Here is a 22,432-nt window from a genome sequence, read left to right as displayed (position 1 = left end):
TCTCGCGCGCCACTGCGGTCTTCATCACCCGGAAGGAGGCCGAGGCTCATGGCGAAGGCCGAGAAGGTCACCGCCGTTGCGGAGATTACGGAGAAGTTCCGTAACTCCAACGCGGCCGTCGTGACCGCGTACACCGGGCTGTCCGTTGCGCAGATCAAGCAGCTGCGCCGTTCGCTCGGTGACAACGCTCAGTACCGTGTGGTGAAGAACACGCTGACCAAGATCGCGGCCAATGAGGTCGGGATCCAGCTGGACGAGCACCTGAAGGGCTCGACCGCTGTCGCCTTCGTGACCGGGGATCCGGTCGAGGCGGCGAAGGGTCTTCGTGACTTCGCCAAGGAGAACCCCAACCTCGTCATCAAGGGCGGCGTGCTCGAGGGCAAGACGCTCTCCGCTGACGAGATCAAGAAGCTTGCGGACCTCGAGTCCCGCGAGGTTCTGCTCAGCAAGCTGGCCGGTGCCATGAAGGGCAAGCAGTCCCAGGCTGCCTCCCTCTTCCAGGCGCTGCCGACGAAGTTCGTCCGCACTGCGGACGCGCTGCGCGCCAAGCTCGCCGAGCAGGGCGGTGCCGAGTAATTCGGCTCGCGCATTGATCGGTGCCACCCGGCACCGGTCGCAGCGGGCCGTCTTTCGTAAGAACTGCCGTCAAGGCAGACGCCCGCCGACATGTACATTCCGGCACCTGCCGATTTAGTGGAAGGACCGCCATCATGGCGAAGCTGACCAAGGACGAGCTGCTCGCGCAGTTCGAGGAGATGACCCTCATCGAGCTGGCCGAGTTCGTCTCCGCCTTCGAGGAGAAGTTCGACGTCACCGCCGCTGCGGCCGCCCCGGTCGTCATGGCCGGCGGCGTTGCCGGTGGCGCTGCCGCCGAGGCCGTCGAGGAGAAGGACGAGTTCGACGTCATCCTCACCGCCGCCGGTGACAAGAAGATCCAGGTCATCAAGGTCGTGCGTGAGCTGACCTCCCTGGGTCTGAAGGAGGCCAAGGACCTCGTCGACGGCACCCCGAAGCCGGTCCTCGAGAAGGTCGCCAAGGACGCCGCGGACAAGGCCAAGGAGGCCCTCGAGGGCGCCGGCGCCTCCGTCGAGGTCAAGTAAGACCTCCGGGTCCGCGAGGACTCTCCTTCCGACGATCGTCGGAAAAACCGAGGGCGATCACCCGCACGGGTGGTCGCCCTCGGGCGTTCCCGGGACGGGTGCGCGCGGCAGGGCCGCAGGGCGAGTATGGTGATCTTCGTTGCCCTCCCGGTGGCCGGGACCCGCTCCGAGCAGGGCATCCGCCCTCCGTGACGGGCGGCCGGGGGCCGAGGGGCCTTGACGAACGGCACGCCGCGCGCGATTCTCAGGACGCGTCCCACGACGCCCCGCCGCATCGGTCCTCCGTCCGAGGCATGGATCGCAGGCGGAGGGGGAAGTATGGTCATGCGCTTCCAGCGCAGGACTTGCGTCGGACGGGCGCGGGCAGGCGCCGTACAGCGAGGAACAAAAGGATCCCGGAGGGAGAGATTGGTATCGCACCGGTCTCGGGATACCCGCTCTGGACATCAGTGGGCCAAGTGGCTACACTGACCCTTTGCGCTGCCTGTTAGCTGCTCCCTGCCCGTCACCAGGGGCATGCCCACTTCATAGCACAGTCGAAAGAAGCCCCCTGACCTGGGAATTCTCTCCTCTGGACGGAGTGGGACCGGTACGCGCGTAGTGAGTCCGAGCCCTCGGAAGGACCCCCTCTTGGCCGCCTCGCGCAACGCCTCGACCGCCAATACGAACAACGGCGCCAGCACCGCCCCGCTGCGCATCTCCTTTGCGAAGATCAAGGAGCCCCTCGAGGTTCCGAACCTCCTTGCGCTGCAGACCGAGAGCTTCGACTGGCTGCTCGGCAACGCCGCCTGGAAGGCTCGCGTCGAGGCTGCGCTGGAGTCCGGTCAGGACGTCCCCACCAAGTCCGGTCTGGAGGAGATCTTCGAGGAGATCTCCCCGATCGAGGACTTCAGCGGGTCGATGTCGCTGACTTTCCGCGACCACCGTTTCGAGCCCCCGAAGAACTCCATCGACGAGTGCAAGGAGCGCGACTTCACGTACGCGGCTCCGCTCTTCGTCACGGCCGAGTTCACCAACAACGAGACCGGTGAGATCAAGTCCCAGACGGTCTTCATGGGCGACTTCCCGCTCATGACGCCGAAGGGCACCTTCTGCATCAACGGCACCGAGCGTGTCGTGGTCTCGCAGCTGGTCCGTTCGCCCGGTGTCTACTTCGACTCCTCCATCGACAAGACGTCCGACAAGGACATCTTCACCGCCAAGATCATCCCGTCCCGGGGTGCCTGGCTGGAGATGGAGGTCGACAAGCGCGACATGGTCGGTGTGCGCATCGACCGCAAGCGCAAGCAGTCCGTCACCGTCCTCCTGAAGGCGCTCGGCTGGACCACCGAGCAGATCCTCGAGGAGTTCGGCGAGTACGAGTCCATGCGCGCCACCCTGGAGAAGGACCACACCCAGGGCCAGGACGACGCGCTGCTCGACATCTACCGCAAGCTGCGCCCGGGCGAGCCCCCGACCCGTGAGGCCGCGCAGACGCTGCTCGAGAACCTCTACTTCAACCCCAAGCGCTACGACCTGGCCAAGGTCGGCCGCTACAAGGTCAACAAGAAGCTGGGCGCGGACGCCCCGCTCGACGCCGGTGTGCTGACCGTCGACGACGTCATCGCGACGATCAAGTACCTGGTCAAGCTGCACGCCGGTGAGACCGAGACCGTCGGCGAGAACGGCACCACGATCGTCGTCGAGACCGACGACATCGACCACTTCGGCAACCGTCGTCTGCGCAACGTCGGCGAGCTCATCCAGAACCAGGTCCGCACGGGTCTGGCTCGTATGGAGCGCGTCGTCCGCGAGCGGATGACCACCCAGGACGTCGAGGCGATCACGCCGCAGACCCTGATCAACATCCGGCCGGTCGTCGCCTCCATCAAGGAGTTCTTCGGCACCAGCCAGCTGTCCCAGTTCATGGACCAGACCAACCCGCTGTCGGGTCTGACCCACAAGCGTCGTCTGTCGGCGCTGGGCCCGGGTGGTCTCTCCCGTGAGCGGGCCGGCTTCGAGGTCCGTGACGTGCACCCCTCGCACTACGGCCGCATGTGCCCGATCGAGACGCCCGAAGGCCCGAACATCGGTCTGATCGGCTCGCTCGCCTCCTACGGCCGGGTCAACGCGTTCGGCTTCGTCGAGACGCCGTACCGCAAGGTCGTCGAGGGCCAGGTCACCGACGAGGTGCACTACCTGACCGCCGACGAGGAGGACCGCTTCGTCATCGCCCAGGCGAACGCCGCCCTCAACGAGGACATGCGCTTCGCCGAGGCCCGCGTGCTGGTCCGCCGCCGTGGCGGCGAGATCGACTACATCGCGCCGGACGAGGTCGACTACATGGACGTCTCGCCGCGCCAGATGGTGTCGGTCGCGACCGCCATGATCCCGTTCCTCGAGCACGACGACGCCAACCGCGCGCTCATGGGATCGAACATGATGCGCCAGGCCGTGCCGCTGATCAAGGCCGAGGCGCCGCTGGTCGGCACCGGCATGGAGTACCGCTGCGCGGTCGACGCCGGCGACGTCATCAAGGCCGAGAAGGACGGTGTCGTCCAGGAGGTCTCCGCCGACTACGTCACCGTGGCCAACGACGACGGCACGTACAACACGTACCGCGTCGCCAAGTTCTCCCGCTCCAACCAGGGCACGTCCTTCAACCAGAAGGTCGTCGTGGACGAGGGCGCCCGCGTGGTGGCCGGCCAGGTGCTCGCCGACGGTCCGTCCACGGACGAGGGCGAGATGGCGCTCGGCAAGAACCTGCTCGTGGCGTTCATGCCGTGGGAGGGCCACAACTACGAGGACGCGATCATCCTGTCGCAGCGCCTCGTGCAGGACGACGTCCTCTCCTCGATCCACATCGAGGAGCACGAGGTCGACGCCCGTGACACCAAGCTGGGCCCCGAGGAGATCACCCGGGACATCCCGAACGTCTCCGAGGAGGTCCTCGCCGACCTCGACGAGCGCGGCATCATCCGCATCGGTGCCGAGGTCGTGGCCGGCGACATCCTGGTCGGCAAGGTCACCCCGAAGGGTGAGACCGAGCTGACCCCGGAGGAGCGCCTGCTCCGCGCGATCTTCGGTGAGAAGGCCCGTGAGGTCCGTGACACCTCGCTGAAGGTGCCGCACGGCGAGATCGGCAAGGTCATCGGCGTGCGCGTCTTCGACCGCGAGGAGGGCGACGAGCTGCCCCCGGGCGTGAACCAGCTGGTCCGCGTCTACGTCGCGCAGAAGCGCAAGATCACCGACGGTGACAAGCTCGCCGGCCGTCACGGCAACAAGGGTGTCATCTCCAAGATCCTCCCGGTCGAGGACATGCCGTTCCTCGAGGACGGCACCCCGGTCGACATCATCCTCAACCCGCTCGGTGTCCCGTCCCGAATGAACCCGGGACAGGTCCTCGAGATCCACCTCGGCTGGCTCGCCAGCCAGGGCTGGAAGGTCGAGGGCGACGAGGAGTGGATGAAGCGGCTCCAGGCGATCGGCGCCGACGAGGTCGCCCCGGGCACCAACGTCGCGACCCCGGTCTTCGACGGTGCCCGCGAGGACGAGCTGGCCGGCCTGTTCGAGCACACCGTGCCCAACCGCGACGGCGAGCGCATGGTGCTCCCGTCCGGCAAGGCCCGGCTGTTCGACGGCCGCTCCGGCGAGCCGTTCCCGGACCCGATCTCGGTCGGGTACATGTACATCCTCAAGCTGCACCACCTGGTCGACGACAAGCTGCACGCCCGTTCGACCGGTCCGTACTCGATGATCACCCAGCAGCCGCTGGGTGGTAAGGCTCAGTTCGGTGGCCAGCGCTTCGGTGAGATGGAGGTCTGGGCCCTGGAGGCGTACGGCGCCGCCTACGCCCTGCAGGAGCTCCTCACCATCAAGTCCGACGACGTCACCGGCCGTGTGAAGGTCTACGAGGCGATCGTCAAGGGCGAGAACATCCCCGAGCCCGGCATCCCCGAGTCCTTCAAGGTGCTCATCAAGGAGATGCAGTCCCTGTGCCTCAACGTGGAGGTGCTGTCCTCGGACGGCATGTCCATCGAGATGCGCGACACCGACGAGGACGTCTTCCGCGCCGCGGAGGAGCTCGGTATCGACCTGTCCCGGCGCGAGCCGAGCAGCGTCGAAGAGGTCTGACGGGTCTGGCCGGGGGCCTCTCCTGAGGCCCCCGGCAGTCCCCGGACCCCCAGACCACTGATGTAGAGCCCATGTCCCGCTCCGGCGGGAGGGCGCACGAACCCTGAAAGAGGGATTGACGACAAAGTGCTCGACGTCAACTTCTTCGACGAGCTGCGGATCGGCCTGGCGACCGCGGACGACATCCGAACCTGGTCCCACGGCGAGGTCAAGAAGCCGGAGACCATCAACTACCGCACCCTGAAGCCGGAAAAGGACGGACTCTTCTGCGAGAAGATCTTCGGCCCCACCCGGGACTGGGAGTGCTACTGCGGCAAGTACAAGCGTGTCCGCTTCAAGGGCATCATCTGTGAGCGCTGTGGCGTCGAGGTCACGCGCGCCAAGGTGCGCCGTGAGCGGATGGGCCACATCGAGCTTGCCGCTCCCGTCACCCACATCTGGTACTTCAAGGGCGTCCCGTCGCGCCTGGGCTACCTGCTCGACCTCGCCCCGAAGGACCTCGAGAAGGTCATCTACTTCGCCGCCTACATGATCACGTGGGTGGACGAGGAGCGCCGCACGCGCGACCTGCCGTCGCTGGAGGCCCACGTCTCCGTCGAGCGTCAGCAGATCGAGCAGCGCCGCGACGCCGACCTGGAGGCCCGCGCCAAGAAGCTCGAGTCCGACCTGGCCGAGCTGGAGGCCGAGGGCGCCAAGGCCGACGTGCGCCGCAAGGTGCGCGAGGGCGCCGAGCGTGAGATGAAGCAGCTGCGCGACCGTGCGCAGCGCGAGATCGACCGTCTCGACGAGGTCTGGAACCGCTTCAAGAACCTCAAGGTCCAGGACCTGGAGGGCGACGAGCTGCTCTACCGCGAGCTGCGCGACCGCTTCGGCACCTACTTCATGGGTGCGATGGGCGCCGCCGCGCTGCAGAAGCGCCTGGAGTCCTTCGACCTCGACGAGGAGGCCGAGCGCCTCCGCGAGATCATCCGTACCGGCAAGGGCCAGAAGAAGACCCGTGCGCTCAAGCGCCTCAAGGTCGTCTCCGCCTTCCTGCAGACCCGCAACAGCCCCAGCGGCATGGTGCTGGACTGCATCCCGGTGATCCCGCCGGACCTGCGTCCGATGGTGCAGCTGGACGGTGGCCGCTTCGCGACCTCCGACCTGAACGACCTGTACCGCCGCGTCATCAACCGCAACAACCGCCTCAAGCGACTCCTTGACCTCGGCGCGCCCGAGATCATCGTGAACAACGAGAAGCGCATGCTTCAGGAGGCCGTCGACGCGCTCTTCGACAACGGCCGTCGTGGTCGCCCGGTCACGGGCCCCGGCAACCGTCCGCTGAAGTCGCTGTCCGACATGCTCAAGGGCAAGCAGGGTCGCTTCCGTCAGAACCTGCTCGGTAAGCGCGTCGACTACTCGGCCCGTTCCGTCATCGTCGTCGGTCCGCAGCTGAAGCTGCACCAGTGCGGTCTGCCCAAGGCCATGGCGCTGGAGCTCTTCAAGCCGTTCGTGATGAAGCGCCTGGTCGACCTGAACCACGCGCAGAACATCAAGTCGGCCAAGCGCATGGTCGAGCGCGGCCGCACCGTCGTGTACGACGTCCTCGAAGAGGTCATCGCCGAGCACCCGGTGCTGCTGAACCGTGCGCCCACGCTGCACCGCCTCGGCATCCAGGCCTTCGAGCCGCAGCTGGTCGAGGGCAAGGCCATCCAGATCCACCCGCTCGTGTGCACCGCGTTCAACGCGGACTTCGACGGTGACCAGATGGCCGTCCACCTGCCGCTCTCCGCGGAGGCGCAGGCCGAGGCCCGCATCCTGATGCTGTCCTCGAACAACATCCTCAAGCCGGCCGACGGCCGTCCGGTCACCATGCCGACCCAGGACATGGTGCTCGGTCTGTTCTTCCTCACCACCGACGAGGAGGAGCGCGAGGTCATCGGCGAGGGCCGGTCCTTCGCGTCCGTCGCCGAGGCGATCATGGCGTTCGACGCCCGGGAGCTCTCGCTCCAGGCGAAGGTCGACATCCGCTTCCCGATCGGCACCGTGCCGCCGCGCGGCTGGACCCCGGCCGCCGACGAGAACGGCGAGACCACCTGGCAGCAGGGCGACAGCTTCCGCCTGCGCACCACGCTGGGCCGGGCGCTGTTCAACGAGCTGCTGCCCGAGGACTACCCGTTCGTCGACTACTCGGTCGGCAAGAAGCAGCTCTCCGAGATCGTCAACGACCTCGCCGAGCGCTACCCCAAGGTCATCGTGGCGGCGACGCTCGACAACCTGAAGGCGGCCGGCTTCTACTGGGCGACCCGTTCCGGCGTCACCGTGGCCATCTCCGACGTCGTGGTCCCCGAGGCCAAGAAGGAGATCGTCGCGGGCTACGAGGCCCAGGACGAGAAGGTCCAGAAGCAGTACGAGCGCGGTCTGATCACCAAGGACGAGCGCACGCAGGAGCTCATCGCGATCTGGACCAAGGCGACCAACGAGGTCGCCGAGGCGATGAACGCGAACTTCCCCAAGACCAACCCCATCTTCATGATGGTTGACTCGGGTGCCCGAGGAAACATGATGCAGATGCGGCAGATCGCCGGTATGCGTGGTCTGGTGTCGAACGCGAAGAACGAGACCATCCCGCGTCCGATCAAGGCGTCCTTCCGCGAGGGTCTGTCCGTGCTGGAGTACTTCATCTCCACGCACGGTGCCCGTAAGGGTCTCGCGGACACCGCTCTGCGTACCGCCGACTCGGGTTACCTCACCCGTCGTCTGGTCGACGTCTCCCAGGACGTGATCATCCGCGAGGAGGACTGCGGCACCGACCGTGGCCTCAAGCTGACGATCGGCGTCCGCGACGAGGCCGGCGTCCTGCGCAAGGCCGACGACGTCGAGACGAGCGTCTACGCCCGCATGCTGGCCGAGGACGTCGTCGTCGACGGCAAGGTCATCGCGCCGGCCAACGTCGACCTCGGTGACGTGCTCATCGACCAGCTGATCCAGCACGGCGTGGAGACGGTCAAGACCCGCTCGGTCCTCACCTGCGAGTCCGCCGTCGGCACCTGCGCCTTCTGCTACGGCCGCTCCCTGGCGACCGGCAAGCTGGTGGACATCGGCGAGGCCGTCGGCATCATCGCCGCCCAGTCCATCGGTGAGCCCGGTACCCAGCTGACGATGCGTACCTTCCACACCGGTGGTGTGGCCGGTGACGACATCACCCAGGGTCTGCCCCGTGTCGTCGAGCTCTTCGAGGCCCGTACGCCCAAGGGTGTCGCCCCGATCTCGGAGGCGGCCGGCCGCGTCCGCATCGAGGAGACCGAGAAGACCAAGAAGATCGTCGTCACCCCGGACGACGGCTCCGACGAGACCGCCTACGCGATCTCCAAGCGAGCCCGTCTGCTGGTGGGCGAGGGCGACCACGTCGAGGTGGGCCAGAAGCTCACCGTGGGTGCCACCAACCCGCACGACGTGCTGCGCATCCTCGGTCAGCGGGCCGTCCAGGTCCACCTGGTCGCGGAAGTCCAGAAGGTCTACAACTCGCAGGGCGTGTCGATCCACGACAAGCACATCGAGATCATCATCCGGCAGATGCTCCGCCGCGTGACGATCATCGAGTCCGGCGACGCCGAGCTGCTGCCGGGCGAGCTCGTGGAGCGCTCGCGCTTCGAGTCCGAGAACCGTCGTGTGGTCACCGAGGGCGGTCACCCCGCCTCCGGCCGTCCGCAGCTGATGGGTATCACCAAGGCCTCGCTGGCGACGGAGTCCTGGCTGTCGGCCGCCTCCTTCCAGGAGACGACCCGAGTCCTGACGGATGCGGCGATCAACGCCAAGTCCGACAGCCTCATCGGCCTCAAGGAGAACGTCATCATCGGTAAGCTCATCCCGGCCGGTACGGGCCTGTCCCGCTACCGCAACATCCGGGTGGAGCCCACCGAGGAGGCCAAGGCCGCGATGTACTCGGCCGTCGGTTACGACGACATCGACTACTCGCCCTTCGGCACCGGCTCCGGCCAGGCCGTCCCGCTGGAGGACTACGACTACGGTCCGTACAACCAGTAGGCGAGCAGCTGATCGCGCACAGGGCGGTCACCCCTTCGGGGGTGGCCGCCCTGCGGCGTTCCGCTCATCGAACGGTCAGCTGGAAGGCGGCCACGACGACACCGCCGACCGCGGCCAGGGCCGCCACGCTCGTGAGCGGCCACCGGGTGCGCTCCAGGGCGTCGAGCCGGGCCTCGTGATCGGCGAGCTGCTTGTCCGTCTGGTCGCTGCGCTGGACGAGCAGTGCGAGCGACCCGTCGGCCCGGGCGAAGCCGGCCTCCATCGTGCCGCGCAGCCGCTCCAGCTCGACGGCCACGGCGGACGCCTCGCCGGTGGTGGTGTGCGCGTCCCTCATGCGCGGCCCCGGGAGTCGTCGGTGCCGCGGCCTGCGGACGGCCCGGTGCGCAGCCAGGCCGGCAGCAGGGCCTGGACGGCGGGCAGGGCCATGACGCGGGCGAGCCCGCCGGCGACGGCCAGCGCCCCGGCCACCCACGGCAGGCTTGCCGGGATGCCGGAGGCGTCGACGATCGCGGGCAGGGCGAGCGCGAGGGCCACGGCGGTCTGCAGGACGGTGCGGAGCATCCGCCGGGTGGCGTCGGACACGGTGATCCTTTCTGTGGTGCGAGGTGTCGTCAGGACACGCGCGGGACCTTCAGCGCGTCCCAGGAGACCCGCCCCGGCCATCCGTCGGCGTCCGCGCCCGCGAAGCCGAGCTTGCGCTGCCAGCGGGCGTACGACTGCCGGTCGGCGTCCGTCCACCGGTCGCCGGGCCCCTGGGAGTACGCCGAACAGCCCTCCTCGACCAGGCGCCGGCCCATGGCCGTGACGACGGGCGAGTCGGGCGCGCCGTGGAAGAAGGCCTCGCCGGGGAAGGGCTCGCAGGCGGTGTCCCGGTGCACGCGGTTCCGGTCGGCCGGGGAGGCGCCGAGGCGGGCGGCCACGCGGTCGCGCAGGTCGGCCATCTCGAAGCCGACGGGGTCGACCTTGGTGTTCGTCCACTCCTTGTGGCCGATCACCGATCCGGCGCCCCAGCCGTGCGCCCGGCACAGCGCGGCCGCGACGCGCTCGATGGCCGCCAGCTGCTCGGCGGGCCAGGGATCCTCGCCGTCCCCGAGGTTGATGCACTCGAAGCCGTAGAAACGGGCGTTGCCGTCGGTGTCGTCGGCGGTCGGGCCGGGCAGGGGCGTCTCGTCGACGACGGCCGCCAGCACGGCGCCGTCACCGGTGCCCGCGTGGTTGGCGCGGCCGTAGCCGACCAGGTGGACCGTGCCGGACTTGTCGATGACGCCGTGGCACAGCGGGCCGGGCAGCTCCTCGTAGCCGTCGTAGCAGAGCTCGACGGAGGAAGCGGTGCCCGAGGTGACCGTGTGATGGATGATCACGCCGTGCACCGGGCCCCAGGCGCCCTTGTGGTTGCGGTTGTGCTCGCGCCAGCCGTCGGTCTCGACGACGTCGACGCCCTCCGCGCGGAGCGCGCCTGCGAACTGGTCGGCGGTGAGGGGAGTGGCCATGGGCAGGGACTCCTCACCGGGGCCAGTAGTTGGCCTGGACCTCGGCGTAGGTGACCTTGCCGTCGGTGGGGCCGTTGACGAGTTCGATGGTCCAGACGACGCGGTTGCCGGGGTCGCAGACGGCGCCGGAGCGGGTCTGGGAGATGTAGGTGTTGCCGCCGGTGGCGATGTGCTCCTCGATGGGGCCCTCCTTCACCGTGGCGCCCTTGGCGTCGATCTCCAGGAAGCGGGTCTGGATGGTGGTGCCGGAGGCGACGTCGGCGAGGGTGGCTGCGGCGGTGGCGATGTAGTCGGCGTTGCTGGCGATGAAGGCCGGGCCGCCCTTGTCGGGGTGCTGGTCGCCGCCGTCGGAGTACTCGGCGTCGAAGGGGATCTGGGTCGGGGTGTTCCGCTTCAGGGCCAGGTCGCTCTTGCGGGCAAGGCTCACGCGCTTCGGGGACTCGTCACCGATGCCGGAGTTGGCCAGGTCGGCGACGAGCCGGGCGGCGGCCTCCTCGTGCTTGGCGTAATAGGTGGGGAACCTGCTGCGCTGCACCTCCTGGGCGACCTCGTAGAGCTGGGTCGAGGTGAGGTAGTTCGGTCCGAACTTCCGCGGACAGTCGCTCTTCATCACCGAGAAGAACTTGGCCGAGGCCCAGTGCGGATCCATCCGCTGCTCGAAGGAGCCCCAGTCGTCCTGCTGCTGGAAGAGGCCGACGCTCGTCGCGTCGCCGTACCCGATGTTCTTGAGTGCCGACTCCTGCATCGATGTGGCGACACCGATGACGCCGCCGCGGTAACCGAGGCCGGCCTTGAGCGCCTCTTCGAGAATGGCCTGGGCGTTCTTGCGCTGGTCGGCGTCGATGTTCCAGGGGATCTGCGTGAAGGTCAGCTTGTACGGCAGGAGGTCGGTATAGGCGACCATGCTGATAGGTCCTTTCCGGGGATGAACGGAGAAACGGGGGTGCCCCGCAGCCGCGAACGGCATGCGGGGCACCCCCGTCAGGAAATGTCCGGCTCAGTGGCGCGGAAGGGCTTTATCGCGGCCAGTAGTTGGCCTGGACCTCGGCGTAGGTGACCTTGCCGTCGGTGGGGCCGTTGACGAGTTCGATGGTCCAGACGACGCGGTTGCCGGGGTCGCAGACGGCGCCGGAGCGGGTCTGGGAGATGTAGGTGTTGCCGCCGGTGGCGATGTGCTCCTCGATGGGGCCCTCCTTCACCGTGGCGCCCTTGGCGTCGATCTCCAGGAAGCGGGTCTGGATGGTGGTGCCGGAGGCGACGTCGGCGAGGGTGGCTGCGGCGGTGGCGATGTAGTCGGCGTTGCTGGCGATGAAGGCCGGGCCGCCCTTGTCGGGGTGCTGGTCGCCGCCGTCGGAGTACTCGTCGAGGAACGGGATCTGGGTCGGGGTGTTCCGCTTCAGGGCCAGCTCGGTCTTACGGGCAAGGCTCACGCGCTTCGGCATGTCAGGGTCCTCTTCGGGCTTGTAGTTGGGGTGGCCGTATCCGTAGATACGCTCGGAGCTGCGGCTGACGTGGCGGCGGTAGACGCCGTCACCGTTGGACGAGCCGCTGTTGCTGGTGTTGCCGCCGATGGTGGTGATTTCGGAGTCCGTGAAGGACTCGACTATTTCGGTGTGGTCCTGGCCCTCGCTTCCGTAGAACACGATGGCGCCGACCGACGGCGTACGTGACCACAGGCCGCGCTCCTTGAACCAGGAGACGCCGACGGGGCAGTACGAGTAACGAGGGATGATGTCGGCGTTGTCCGACTTCGCGGCGCAGTAGGAGATGAACATCGCGCACCAGGGCTGGTTGGGCATTCCGTACCAGCTGCCGAACATGTTGTCGTTGTTCGGCCCCTCCTTGTACCCGATATGTGTTGCGGCCTCTTTCAGCAAGGCCGATGCGGTATTGGCCATCGGGAAATACACCCTCCATGGGGTGACGTCGGATATGCGAACGGCCCCGCCCCCTGGGGAGAGGGGACGGGGCCGTTCGCCTGGCTGCTGTCGGGCACTGCTCGCCCAACGCGAAGCGGCGGAGGCCGTACCCGAGTTGTGGGCACAGCTCCGCCGCTGCAGCTATTGTGAACGAGATCGAGCGCGAGCGCAACCAGGGATTGTTCGCGCGCAACATCCGCCCGGCTCGGGGCGGAGTTTCCCATGGGTTTCCCTTTGTCGCGGATCGCTACTGAGTGTCAGATGAAGGGGATAGGTTGAGGGGCATCGCGCACACTCCTGGGTATCTCGCGACAGATGCCGTGGGGGGATTCACGGAGGGACATATGAGTCGACGGGAAACGCACGTGGGTGGCGTGGGCAAGCACCTCGTGGCCGCCGGGAGTGGCGCTCGGTGAATGCCTACGGTCAGCACTTCGCGGACGTCGTGTCCGCAACGGTGGAAGTGGCCGCCGAGTCGGGGCAGGCCGGCGTCTTCACCGACGAGGTCGCCCGGGCCCTCACCTCGGTCGTGGGCAAGGTGGCCGCCAAGGCCGTCGACGCGGCTCAGGTCAGGGGGTTCGTCAGCGGATGGCAGGAAGCCGTCGAGACGGCCCAGGCCGCCGACGGCAAGGCCGTGGCCGCCGGCGCGCAGGTCTACCGGATGCCGGTGTGGGGGAACGGGCACGACTCCCCTGACGGGAGGGACGCCTGAGGCGCCGGCATCCCGAGGCAGTACGCGTGAGCCCCCGCAACCGGTGTCCGGTGCGGGGGCTGCATCGTTGTGCGGCTGTGGGGGCGTGCGGGCTGTGGCTGCGGGGCCGGCGGGCTCAGTCGCCTCTGCGCCGCTCGTGCGCCCGGCGCGTGGCCCGCTCGGCCGCGAAGACGTCCTCCAGGCGGAAGAGATGGGCCCGGCCCCTGCGGCCGGCCGGGGCCAGGTGTCCCAGCTGCACCCACTTGCGGATGGTGTCGGGAACGACCGCGGCCTCCTGGGCGGCCAGGGCGGCGGTGACCAGGGTCGTCATCGGGCGGTTCCTTCCGTGTGGGGTTCGTCCTGTGCGGCGGTCAGTTCGGCCGGATCCGCCTCGACGGCGTCGGCCAGCTGCTGCCACTCGGCCCGCACCCATGCGTGCCGGTGTCCGCCGTCGGAGTGACAGCGGCACTGCGCGTCGGCGCAACGGCACCCGGGGTTGACGCACAGGACGGTCTCGCGGTGCGGGAAGACCCGCAGGGAGACGGAGTCGCAGTGCAGGCAGCGGCCGTGCACCCGGACGGGCGTCTCCACGTCGCCGAGGGCGAGCGAGCAGCGCCGCGCCATGCGCCGCGCCTCGCTGCGCACGTGCTCGGCGAGGGAGGGGTCGGGGTGCGCACCGACGCGGTCGAGCAGGGCGATCAGGCGCGTCAGCCGCTGTTCGACGGAGCCGCGGGGCGGCTTCGGCACGCGGAGCCGCTCGCACACGGCTTCCTCCAGTTCGACCACGCCGTCGGTGATGTCGCGAAGGGTGTCCGAGACGAAGAGGCGGATCGGTGCGGAGGGGGAGGTGGAGCGCGTACGCCCGGCGGGGGAGGGGCGCGCGGCGCGGCTGGGGGCCAGCTCACGGACCAGCTCGGGGAACTGGCGGAGCAGGATGCCCAGCCATACGGCGGCACGGTCGGGTCGAGGGGTCATGGCTGCTGCTCCTTCACTCGAACGGCGGTCCGGGCGTCGGCGGATATCCGCACCTCCCGGCCGTTGCGCCACAGGCGCCCCGCACAGACCCCGTCGAACCAGCTCGCCCGCGGGTCGACGACCTCCAGGCAGGGGTGCCGCACCGCGCACCCGGCGCACGCCCGCAGGGCGGGGAGCGCGGCCTTGGGGCGGCGGGCGAAGACGACGTGGTCGGGCAGTCCCGCGCAGGCGGCGAGGTCGCGCCAGTCGGTGGCGGGGCCCGGGGCGGATGGCATGCGGGGCGGCTCCCTGTCGGGCGCGGACGGTGCGGAGGGTGCGGTGCGGAGAGCCGTGACAAGCGTGGACGGAGGGAGGCTTGTTGCGGCTACGCAATGAACACTAGCGACGGTGCGTGCGAACGCGCAACAAAGTCGATCAGCTTCCGGAGGGGCGTCTCCCGAACGCCCACGTCCGCGAACAGGGGAGCAAAGCTGCTGGACGGTGCGATTCCACGCACCTGGGCCCGGTTCCGGTGGGCCACGGCGGGCGTTCGACTGGCCAAGTTGTGCATGCGCGCAGCATCCTGTTTATTGCGCGCGCGAACGGACGGTAGGGTTTCGCCCTGGAGGGAGCGTGTGATGGGCGAGAAGAGCTCGGACGTGGAGCGGTTCGCGAGCTGGGTCGAAGACCTCATGCGGGACCGCGGATACGACATCGACAGCCCGCGCGGCGGCGGCAGGTCGCGCCTCGCGGAGGACGCCGGGGTGCACCGGGCGGCGGTGACCCGGCTGTTGCAGCGGCAGAGCCTGCCGGACCTGGACACCATGCGCGCGCTGGCGCGCGTGCTGGGCGTCGGCCTGCGCGACATGCTGATCAAGTCGGGCCGGGTCGCGGCCGAGGACCTGCCGCTGCCCGGGGCGGCGCCCGCCGCCGGCGGGTCCGCCGGCGGCGGCAAGCGGGTCACCCCGGCGGAGGCGGCCGGCCTGCTCGGCATCCCCGAGAGCCACCGGCGTCAGTTCGTCGAGATGGCCGAAATGATCCTCACGGTCAGCGGGGCGCAGTCGGGTGACCCGCGCGCCGCCTACCGGGGCGCGGCCGCCGGCCGCTGAGGCCCGCCCCGGCCCGTACCGCCGGAGCAGGGACCGAGTCGCGCAGGTCCGGGCGAGGTCCCATGATCTGCGACTTATGCCGCACATCGGGGTGTCCTGCGCGTGCGCATTTGTTTTGACCGCAGCTCATGCTGTAGGTACGCTCTGACCTTGTGCCTGGGGTGTCCCTGGGCTCTTGTGCGTGCCGTCAGACCGCACGGGAGGCCCGGAACCGGGCGGTTTCCGTACCGCCGGGAGACACCGAAATCTGCGCGATCCGCCATGCGGCGGAGGTCTGCAGTATTCGACACGCCCGACCGCGTGGGTCGGAGCTGGGTTCCAGGTTAGTTTTATCGTGATCGGCACACAGAAACCGGAGAAACGGTGCCTACGATCCAGCAGCTGGTCCGGAAGGGCCGGCAGGACAAGGTCGAGAAGAACAAGACGCCCGCACTCGAGGGTTCGCCCCAGCGCCGTGGCGTCTGCACGCGCGTGTTCACGACCACCCCGAAGAAGCCGAACTCGGCCCTCCGTAAGGTCGCGCGTGTGCGTCTGACCTCCGGCATCGAGGTCACCGCTTACATTCCGGGTGAGGGCCACAACCTGCAGGAGCACTCCATCGTGCTCGTCCGCGGTGGCCGTGTGAAGGACCTGCCGGGCGTTCGCTACAAGATCATCCGTGGCTCGCTCGACACCCAGGGCGTCAAGAACCGCAAGCAGGCTCGCAGCCGCTACGGCGCCAAGAAGGAGAAGTAAGAATGCCTCGTAAGGGCCCCGCCCCGAAGCGCCCGGTCATCATCGACCCGGTTTACGGTTCTCCTCTTGTCACCTCGCTGATCAACAAGATCCTGCTGCACGGCAAGCGCTCCACCGCCGAGCGCATCGTGTACGGCGCCATGGAGGGTCTGCGCGAGAAGACCGGCCAGGACCCGGTCATCACGCTCAAGCGCGCCCTCGAGAACGTCAAGCCGGCTCTCGAGGTCAAGTCCCGCCGCGTCGGTGGCGCCACCTACCAGGTGCCGGTCGAGGTCAAGCCCGGCCGCGCCTCCACGCTGGCGCTGCGCTGGCTGGTCGGTTACTCCCGCGCCCGTCGCGAGAAGACCATGACCGAGCGCCTCATGAACGAGCTGCTGGACGCCTCGAACGGTCTCGGCGCCTCGGTCAAGAAGCGTGAGGACACGCACAAGATGGCCGAGTCCAACAAGGCCTTCGCGCACTACCGCTGGTAGTCGCAAACCCCATCGAGAACCGAGAGAAGACTGAGCCATATGGCCACCACTTCGCTTGACCTGGCCAAGGTCCGCAACATCGGGATCATGGCCCACATCGACGCGGGCAAGACGACCACCACCGAGCGCATCCTCTTCTACACCGGTGTTTCCTACAAGATCGGTGAGGTCCACGACGGCGCTGCCACGATGGACTGGATGGAGCAGGAGCAGGAGCGCGGCATCACGATCACGTCTGCCGCGACGACCTGCCACTGGCCGCTCGAGAACGTCGATCACACGATCAACATCATCGACACCCCGGGTCACGTCGACTTCACCGTCGAGGTGGAGCGCTCCCTGCGCGTGCTCGACGGTGCCGTGACCGTGTTCGACGGTGTCGCCGGTGTCGAGCCCCAGTCCGAGACGGTGTGGCGTCAGGCCGACCGTTACGGCGTGCCGCGCATCTGCTTCGTGAACAAGCTGGACCGCACCGGTGCCGAGTTCCACCGCTGTGTCGACATGATCGTCGACCGCCTGGGTGCTCAGCCGCTGGTCATGCAGCTCCCGATCGGTGCCGAGGCCGACTTCAAGGGCGTCATCGACCTCGTCCGCATGAAGGCTCTGGTGTGGTCCGCCGAGGCCGCCAAGGGCGAGATGTACGACGTCGTCGACATCCCCGACACGCACGTTGAGGCCGCCGAGGAGTGGCACAACAAGCTGGTCGAGGCCGTCGCCGAGAACGACGAAGAGATCATGGAGCTGTTCCTCGAGGGCCAGGAGCCCACCGAGGAGCAGCTGATGACCGCGATCCGTCGCATCACGATCGAGTCCGGCCGCACCACCGAGGGCACCACGGTCACCCCGGTGTTCTGCGGTACCGCGTTCAAGAACAAGGGCGTCCAGCCCCTGCTCGACGCGGTCGTGCGCTACCTCCCCTCGCCGCTCGACATCGAGGCCATCGAGGGCCACGCGGTCAACAACCCGGACGAGGTCGTCAAGCGCAAGCCGTCCGACGAGGAGCCCCTCGCGGCGCTGGCGTTCAAGATCATGAGCGACCCGCACCTCGGCAAGCTCACCTTCGTCCGCGTGTACTCCGGTCGCCTGGAGTCTGGATCCCAGGTCCAGAACTCCGTCAAGGGCAAGAAGGAGCGCATCGGCAAGATCTACCGCATGCACGCCAACAAGCGTGAGGAGATCGAGTCGGTGGGCGCCGGCGACATCGTCGCCGTCATGGGCCTGAAGCAGACCACCACCGGTGAGACGCTCTGCGACTCCGCCAACCCGGTCATCCTCGAGTCCATGGACTTCCCGGCCCCGGTCATCCAGGTCGCCATCGAGCCCAAGTCGAAGGGCGACCAGGAGAAGCTCGGCGTCGCGATCCAGCGTCTGGCCGAGGAGGACCCGTCCTTCCAGGTCCACACGGACGAGGAGACGGGCCAGACCATCATCGCGGGCATGGGCGAGCTGCACCTCGAGGTGCTGGTCGACCGCATGAAGCGCGAGTTCAAGGTCGAGGCCAACGTCGGCAAGCCGCAGGTCGCGTACCGCGAGACCATCCGCAAGGCGGTCGAGCGCATCGACTACACGCACAAGAAGCAGACTGGTGGTTCCGGCCAGTTCGCCAAGGTGCAGATCGCGGTCGAGCCCCTCGAGGGCGACGGCTACGAGTTCGAGAACAAGGTCACCGGTGGCCGCATCCCGCGGGAGTACATCCCGTCCGTGGACGCGGGTTGCCAGGAGGCCATGGAGTTCGGTGTTCTGGCCGGCTACCCGCTGACCGGCGTCAAGGTGACGCTGCTCGACGGTGCCTACCACGACGTCGACTCCTCGGAGCTCGCGTTCAAGATCGCCGGTTCCATGGCGTTCAAGGAGGCGGCCCGCAAGGCGTCGCCCGCCCTGCTCGAGCCGATGATGGCCGTCGAGGTCACCACGCCCGAGGACTACATGGGTGACGTGATCGGCGACATCAACTCCCGCCGTGGCCAGATCCAGGCCATGGAGGACCGGGCCGGCGCCAAGGTCGTCAAGGGCCTGGTGCCGCTGTCGGAGATGTTCGGCTACGTCGGCGACCTCCGCAGCAAGACCTCGGGTCGCGCAAGCTACTCGATGCAGTTCGACTCCTACGCCGAGGTTCCGCGGAACGTCGCCGAGGAGATCATCGCGAAGGCCAAGGGCGAGTAAGCGAATCCCGCGTTCAGCGGGCTGAGCACACGCTTTAGGCTTGACACCGGCTGTCGGGGCATTCCCGCGCATAACCTCCGGGTTCTGCACGGGAACGCCCCGGCGGACGGCACCCCAGCAAAGATCCCTGGCGCCGATCGAAGTAAGGCGTACCAGAACCACTCCACAGGAGGACCCCAGTGGCGAAGGCGAAGTTCGAGCGGACTAAGCCGCACGTCAACATCGGCACCATCGGTCACGTCGACCACGGTAAGACGACCCTTACCGCGGCGATCACCAAGGTGCTGCACGACGCGTACCCGGACCTGAACCCCTTCACGCCGTTCGACGAGATCGACAAGGCGCCGGAGGAGCGTCAGCGCGGTATCACCATCTCCATCGCGCACGTCGAGTACCAGACCGAGTCGCGTCACTACGCCCACGTCGACTGCCCCGGTCACGCGGACTACATCAAGAACATGATCACCGGTGCCGCCCAGATGGACGGCGCGATCCTCGTGGTCGCCGCGACCGACGGTCCGATGCCGCAGACCAAGGAGCACGTGCTCCTGGCCCGCCAGTCCGGCGTTCCGTACATCGTCGTCGCCCTGAACAAGGCCGACATGGTGGACGACGAGGAGATCCTGGAGCTCGTCGAGCTCGAGGTCCGTGAGCTCCTCAGCGAGTACGAGTTCGACGGCGACAACGCTCCGGTCGTCCGCGTCTCCGCGCTCAAGGCGCTGGAGGGCGACAAGGAGTGGGGCGAGAAGCTCCTCGGCCTGATGAAGGCTGTCGACGAGTTCATCCCGCAGCCGGAGCGCGCCGTCGACAAGCCGTTCCTGATGCCGATCGAGGACGTCTTCACGATCACCGGTCGTGGCACCGTCGTCACCGGTCGTATCGAGCGTGGTGTCCTGAAGGTCAACGAGACCGTCGACATCATCGGCATCAAGAACGAGAAGACCTCGACCACCGTCACCGGTATCGAGATGTTCCGCAAGCTGCTCGACGAGGGCCAGGCCGGTGAGAACGTCGGTCTGCTGCTCCGCGGCATCAAGCGCGAGGACGTCGAGCGCGGCCAGTGCATCATCAAGCCGGGTTCGGTCACCCCGCACACCGAGTTCGAGGCCACGGCGTACATCCTCTCCAAGGACGAGGGTGGCCGCCACACCCCGTTCTTCAACAACTACCGTCCGCAGTTCTACTTCCGTACGACTGACGTGACCGGTGTTGTGACCCTCAAGGAGGGCACGGAGATGGTCATGCCCGGCGACAACGCCGAGATGACCGTGTCCCTGATCCAGCCCGTCGCCATGGAGGAGGGCCTGCGCTTCACCATCCGTGAGGGCGGCCGCACCGTCGGCGCCGGCCAGGTCACCAAGATCAACAAGTAAGCTCCGGCTTGCCTGAAGGTCTGACCTGACGGTCGCAAAGGGCCCGCACATCGCTTCGATGTGCGGGCCCTTTCGCATGTCCTGGTGCCTGACCGGCGGCTGGGGCAGCGCCCTGCAGGGGCGCGGGGAACTGCGCGACAAGCCACGACGCGCCTGCAGATGGACGTCGACTGCGGGCCGCCGGTGGCCGATCGCGCAGTTCCCCGCGCCCCTATTGGGCGCCCTCGTACGGCAGTACCTGGCGCAGGAGGCCGCGTGGGTGGCCGCGGCGGCGCCATTCGCGCGGGTAGCCGACCGACACCTCCTCGAACCGCACGCCGTCGTAGAACGTCGTGCGCGGGATGTGCAGGTGCCCGTAGACCACCGCCGCCACGTTGAAGCGGGTGTGCCAGTCGTGCGTGAGGACCGTGCCGCACCACTGGGCGAACTCCGGGAAGTGCAGGATGTCGGTCGGCTGGCGCACCAGCGGCCAGTGGCCGGCCAGTACCAGGGGTATGGACGGGTCGTGCGCCGCCAGCCGCTCCTCGGTCGCGGCGACCCGGGCCCGGCACCAGTCGTCGATGCCCTCGTACGGCTCCGGGTGCAGCAGGTACTCGTCGGTGCACACGATGCCCGCCTCGTGGGCCTGCTCCAGCGACTCCTTCTTCGTCCGCGCGCCGGGCGTGCGGAAGGTGTAGTCGTACAGCGTGAAGAGCGGCGCCACCGCGACCGGGCCGCCCTCGCCCTCCCACACCGGCCAGGGGTCCTCGGGCGTGTCGATGCCCAGGCCGCGGCAGAGCTCCACCAGGCGCTCGTAGCGGGCCTGCCCGCGCAGCTGGACGGGGTCGCCGGCGGGCGTCCACAGCTCGTGGTTGCCGGGCGCCCACAGCACCCGGGCGAAGCGGCCGGCCAGCAGTTCCAGCGTGCGCTCGACGTCCTCGAAGCGTTCGGCCACGTCACCCGCGACGATCAGCCAGTCGTCCGCCGTCGTCGGGCGCAGTGATTCGGCGATGGGCACGTTCGCGCTCATGCCGGTGTGCAGGTCGCTGACGGCCAGGAGGCGTCGGCCGGGGCGGGGCGTGTTCGGCTGCTGCATCGGTTCCCAGACTCGCGGTGGCTACGGGGGGGGTGCTGCCGTGCTGTTCTGTCGACGTTCCGTCGACAACGGTACGGAAATGATCGTTTCCCGTCACTGCCCGAGCAGCGGGCGACCGTTCAGCAGCTCCCGGCCCAGCACGCTGAGCGTGTGGTACGCCCGCCCGTTGGCCCGGTGCGTCGTGATGAGCCCCGCCTCCCGCAGCACCGAGGCGTGGTGGCTGGCCGTGGCCATGGCGATCCGCACCCGCCGCGCCAGCTCACTGGTGGTGCAGCCGCGCGCCGTCGCCTCCAGCACCTCGGCACGCGTGCGCCCCAGCAGCGCCGCCAGCGGCGGCTCCCGGCGCTGCTCGGGCACCACGCGCCCGGGCGCCGGCGGCAGCCAGGCGGGATCGTGCACGATCGGGTACACCAGTACCGGCGGAAGCTCCGGATCACGCAGCACGGTGGGGGCGCGCCAGCAAAAGAAGGAGGGCACGAGCCGCAGCCCGCGCCCCTCCAGGTAGAGGTCCTCCGCCGTCCCTGGAACGGCCACTTCCAGAACCGGTGGGCTCCAGCGGATCGCCGGGTGCAGCGTCGCCAGCAGGTGCTCCATCCCGTGCAGCAGGATCGTCTGCGACCTCGCCGCCCGGTCGGCCTCGATGTGCTCCCGCACCTTGCCCAGGTACGGACCGATGGCGGCGTCGTGCAGCGCCGTCAGCCCCTCGCCCAGCGCCCGCAGGGACGCAGCTCCGCCCTCCGCCAGGCCGCGCACGAAGCGCAGCTCCCGGCGGTCCGCGGAGAGCAGCTCCAGCTCGGCGCACAACCGCTGCCGCGGCAGCGAGAGCATCGCGTCGATGCCGCCCGCCAGGCCCCCCTCGGCCGTCTCAGGCGGCGTCAGGAAGTCGGGGGAGTAGCCACGGGGCGGGGCGAGCGCGAGCACGCGGCGCATCGGGTCCGTCAGGCGCGGCCGCACCCTGGCCCGCCAGGCGTCGAAGACGAGCGGGCCCTGGGCGGTCTGCAGCATGTGAGCGGCCAGCAGCGTCTCCCACAGGGGGTCGGGCTCGGCGGCCAGGCGGATGCGGCCGAGGTCGACGCTGGTGAAGTGAATGCGCACGGTGTGCCCTTGCCCTTCCCGGGCTCATTTGAACGCGGGGTCACCCGTGGGGGTGGTGCTTCGCGCCAGGGGGTGCGGGATGCGCCTGCGGCGGGCCTTTCCCCCACCCCGCCCCT

At 68.5% G+C, this 22,432-nt stretch carries 20 protein-coding genes; 10 read left to right on the top strand and 10 right to left on the bottom strand.

Annotated features, from left to right (window positions below):
* The first annotated feature begins 48 nt into the window (after positions 1-48).
* The 4 genes from rplJ (at position 49) to ABD361_RS13040 (ending at position 9,239) form a co-directional block, all read left to right on the top strand.
* On the top strand, positions 49-576 hold the full coding sequence (gene rplJ / locus ABD361_RS13055; RefSeq protein WP_344435221.1) for a 50S ribosomal protein L10: 528 nt from the start codon (positions 49-51) through the stop codon (positions 574-576).
* Positions 577-710: 134 nt separating this feature from the next.
* Complete coding sequence (gene rplL, locus ABD361_RS13050; protein ID WP_344435219.1) at positions 711-1,100, top strand: 50S ribosomal protein L7/L12; 390 nt, start codon at positions 711-713, stop codon at positions 1,098-1,100.
* Positions 1,101-1,730: 630 nt separating this feature from the next.
* Entirely contained in the window at positions 1,731-5,213 is a 3,483-nt protein-coding gene (rpoB, locus tag ABD361_RS13045; protein ID WP_344435218.1) for a DNA-directed RNA polymerase subunit beta, read from the top strand.
* 126 nt (positions 5,214-5,339) lie between these two features.
* Complete coding sequence (locus tag ABD361_RS13040; protein WP_344435216.1) at positions 5,340-9,239, top strand: DNA-directed RNA polymerase subunit beta'; 3,900 nt, start codon at positions 5,340-5,342, stop codon at positions 9,237-9,239.
* Between the two features lie 64 nt (positions 9,240-9,303).
* Here ABD361_RS13040 and ABD361_RS13035 read toward each other — a convergent pair whose 3' ends face one another.
* From ABD361_RS13035 to ABD361_RS13015, 5 genes are all read right to left on the bottom strand, one after another.
* Positions 9,304-9,573 (bottom strand): hypothetical protein, encoded by a 270-nt coding sequence (locus tag ABD361_RS13035; protein ID WP_344435214.1) that lies wholly within the window; start codon positions 9,571-9,573, stop codon positions 9,304-9,306.
* A complete protein-coding gene (locus tag ABD361_RS13030) occupies positions 9,570-9,821 on the bottom strand; it encodes a hypothetical protein (RefSeq protein ID WP_344435213.1) in 252 nt (83 codons plus the stop codon). Before ABD361_RS13030 ends, ABD361_RS13035 begins: the two co-directional genes overlap by 4 nt.
* Positions 9,822-9,850: 29 nt before the next feature.
* A complete protein-coding gene (locus ABD361_RS13025) occupies positions 9,851-10,729 on the bottom strand; it encodes a peptidoglycan-binding protein (protein ID WP_344435212.1) in 879 nt (292 codons plus the stop codon).
* 13 nt (positions 10,730-10,742) lie between these two features.
* A complete protein-coding gene (locus ABD361_RS13020) occupies positions 10,743-11,633 on the bottom strand; it encodes a hypothetical protein (protein WP_344435211.1) in 891 nt (296 codons plus the stop codon).
* Positions 11,634-11,745: 112 nt separating this feature from the next.
* On the bottom strand, positions 11,746-12,627 hold the full coding sequence (locus ABD361_RS13015) for a CHAP domain-containing protein (RefSeq protein ID WP_344435210.1): 882 nt from the start codon (positions 12,625-12,627) through the stop codon (positions 11,746-11,748).
* 433 nt (positions 12,628-13,060) lie between these two features.
* On the opposite strand from ABD361_RS13015, the gene ABD361_RS13010 reads away from it, so the two are divergent.
* Positions 13,061-13,360 (top strand): hypothetical protein, encoded by a 300-nt coding sequence (locus ABD361_RS13010; protein WP_344435209.1) that lies wholly within the window; start codon positions 13,061-13,063, stop codon positions 13,358-13,360.
* A gap of 115 nt (positions 13,361-13,475) precedes the next feature.
* Here the strand turns inward: ABD361_RS13010 and ABD361_RS13005 are convergent, their stop codons facing one another.
* Genes ABD361_RS13005 through ABD361_RS12995 form a run of 3 tightly spaced genes read right to left on the bottom strand, consistent with a single transcriptional unit; the run spans position 13,476 to position 14,589 of the window.
* Positions 13,476-13,670: a hypothetical protein gene (locus ABD361_RS13005; protein WP_344435208.1), complete on the bottom strand. Its 195-nt coding sequence runs from the start codon at positions 13,668-13,670 to the stop codon at positions 13,476-13,478.
* Complete coding sequence (locus ABD361_RS13000; RefSeq protein ID WP_344435207.1) at positions 13,667-14,314, bottom strand: hypothetical protein; 648 nt, start codon at positions 14,312-14,314, stop codon at positions 13,667-13,669. The genes ABD361_RS13005 and ABD361_RS13000 overlap by 4 nt, the downstream gene beginning before the upstream one ends.
* Positions 14,311-14,589 carry a hypothetical protein gene (locus tag ABD361_RS12995; protein WP_344435206.1) on the bottom strand — a complete coding sequence of 93 codons (279 nt, stop codon included), beginning with the start codon at positions 14,587-14,589 and terminating at the stop codon, positions 14,311-14,313. Before ABD361_RS12995 ends, ABD361_RS13000 begins: the two co-directional genes overlap by 4 nt.
* A 342-nt stretch (positions 14,590-14,931) precedes the next feature.
* Between ABD361_RS12995 and ABD361_RS12990 the strand changes: the two genes are divergently transcribed.
* From ABD361_RS12990 to tuf, 5 genes are all read left to right on the top strand, one after another.
* A complete protein-coding gene (locus tag ABD361_RS12990) occupies positions 14,932-15,402 on the top strand; it encodes a helix-turn-helix domain-containing protein (protein ID WP_344435205.1) in 471 nt (156 codons plus the stop codon).
* 363 nt (positions 15,403-15,765) lie between these two features.
* Positions 15,766-16,137: a 30S ribosomal protein S12 gene (rpsL, locus tag ABD361_RS12985; RefSeq protein WP_003948652.1), complete on the top strand. Its 372-nt coding sequence runs from the start codon at positions 15,766-15,768 to the stop codon at positions 16,135-16,137.
* A gap of 2 nt (positions 16,138-16,139) precedes the next feature.
* Positions 16,140-16,610 carry a 30S ribosomal protein S7 gene (rpsG, locus tag ABD361_RS12980; RefSeq protein ID WP_344435204.1) on the top strand — a complete coding sequence of 157 codons (471 nt, stop codon included), beginning with the start codon at positions 16,140-16,142 and terminating at the stop codon, positions 16,608-16,610.
* Between the two features lie 39 nt (positions 16,611-16,649).
* Positions 16,650-18,773: an elongation factor G gene (gene fusA, locus ABD361_RS12975; RefSeq protein WP_344435203.1), complete on the top strand. Its 2,124-nt coding sequence runs from the start codon at positions 16,650-16,652 to the stop codon at positions 18,771-18,773.
* Positions 18,774-18,952: 179 nt separating this feature from the next.
* Positions 18,953-20,146: an elongation factor Tu gene (gene tuf, locus ABD361_RS12970; protein WP_344435201.1), complete on the top strand. Its 1,194-nt coding sequence runs from the start codon at positions 18,953-18,955 to the stop codon at positions 20,144-20,146.
* Between the two features lie 211 nt (positions 20,147-20,357).
* Here tuf and ABD361_RS12965 read toward each other — a convergent pair whose 3' ends face one another.
* Together ABD361_RS12965 and ABD361_RS12960 are read right to left on the bottom strand one after the other, a co-directional pair.
* Positions 20,358-21,221: a metallophosphoesterase family protein gene (locus tag ABD361_RS12965; protein WP_344435200.1), complete on the bottom strand. Its 864-nt coding sequence runs from the start codon at positions 21,219-21,221 to the stop codon at positions 20,358-20,360.
* 93 nt (positions 21,222-21,314) lie between these two features.
* A complete protein-coding gene (locus ABD361_RS12960; RefSeq protein WP_344435199.1) occupies positions 21,315-22,316 on the bottom strand; it encodes an ArsR/SmtB family transcription factor in 1,002 nt (333 codons plus the stop codon).
* Positions 22,317-22,432 lie beyond the last annotated feature (116 nt).

It is taken from the genome of Streptomyces luteosporeus (assembly GCF_039532865.1).
Taxonomy (GTDB): domain Bacteria; phylum Actinomycetota; class Actinomycetes; order Streptomycetales; family Streptomycetaceae; genus Streptomyces; species Streptomyces luteosporeus.
Note: the sequence above shows the minus strand (reverse complement) of the source record. Positions and strands in the feature narration are given on the sequence as shown.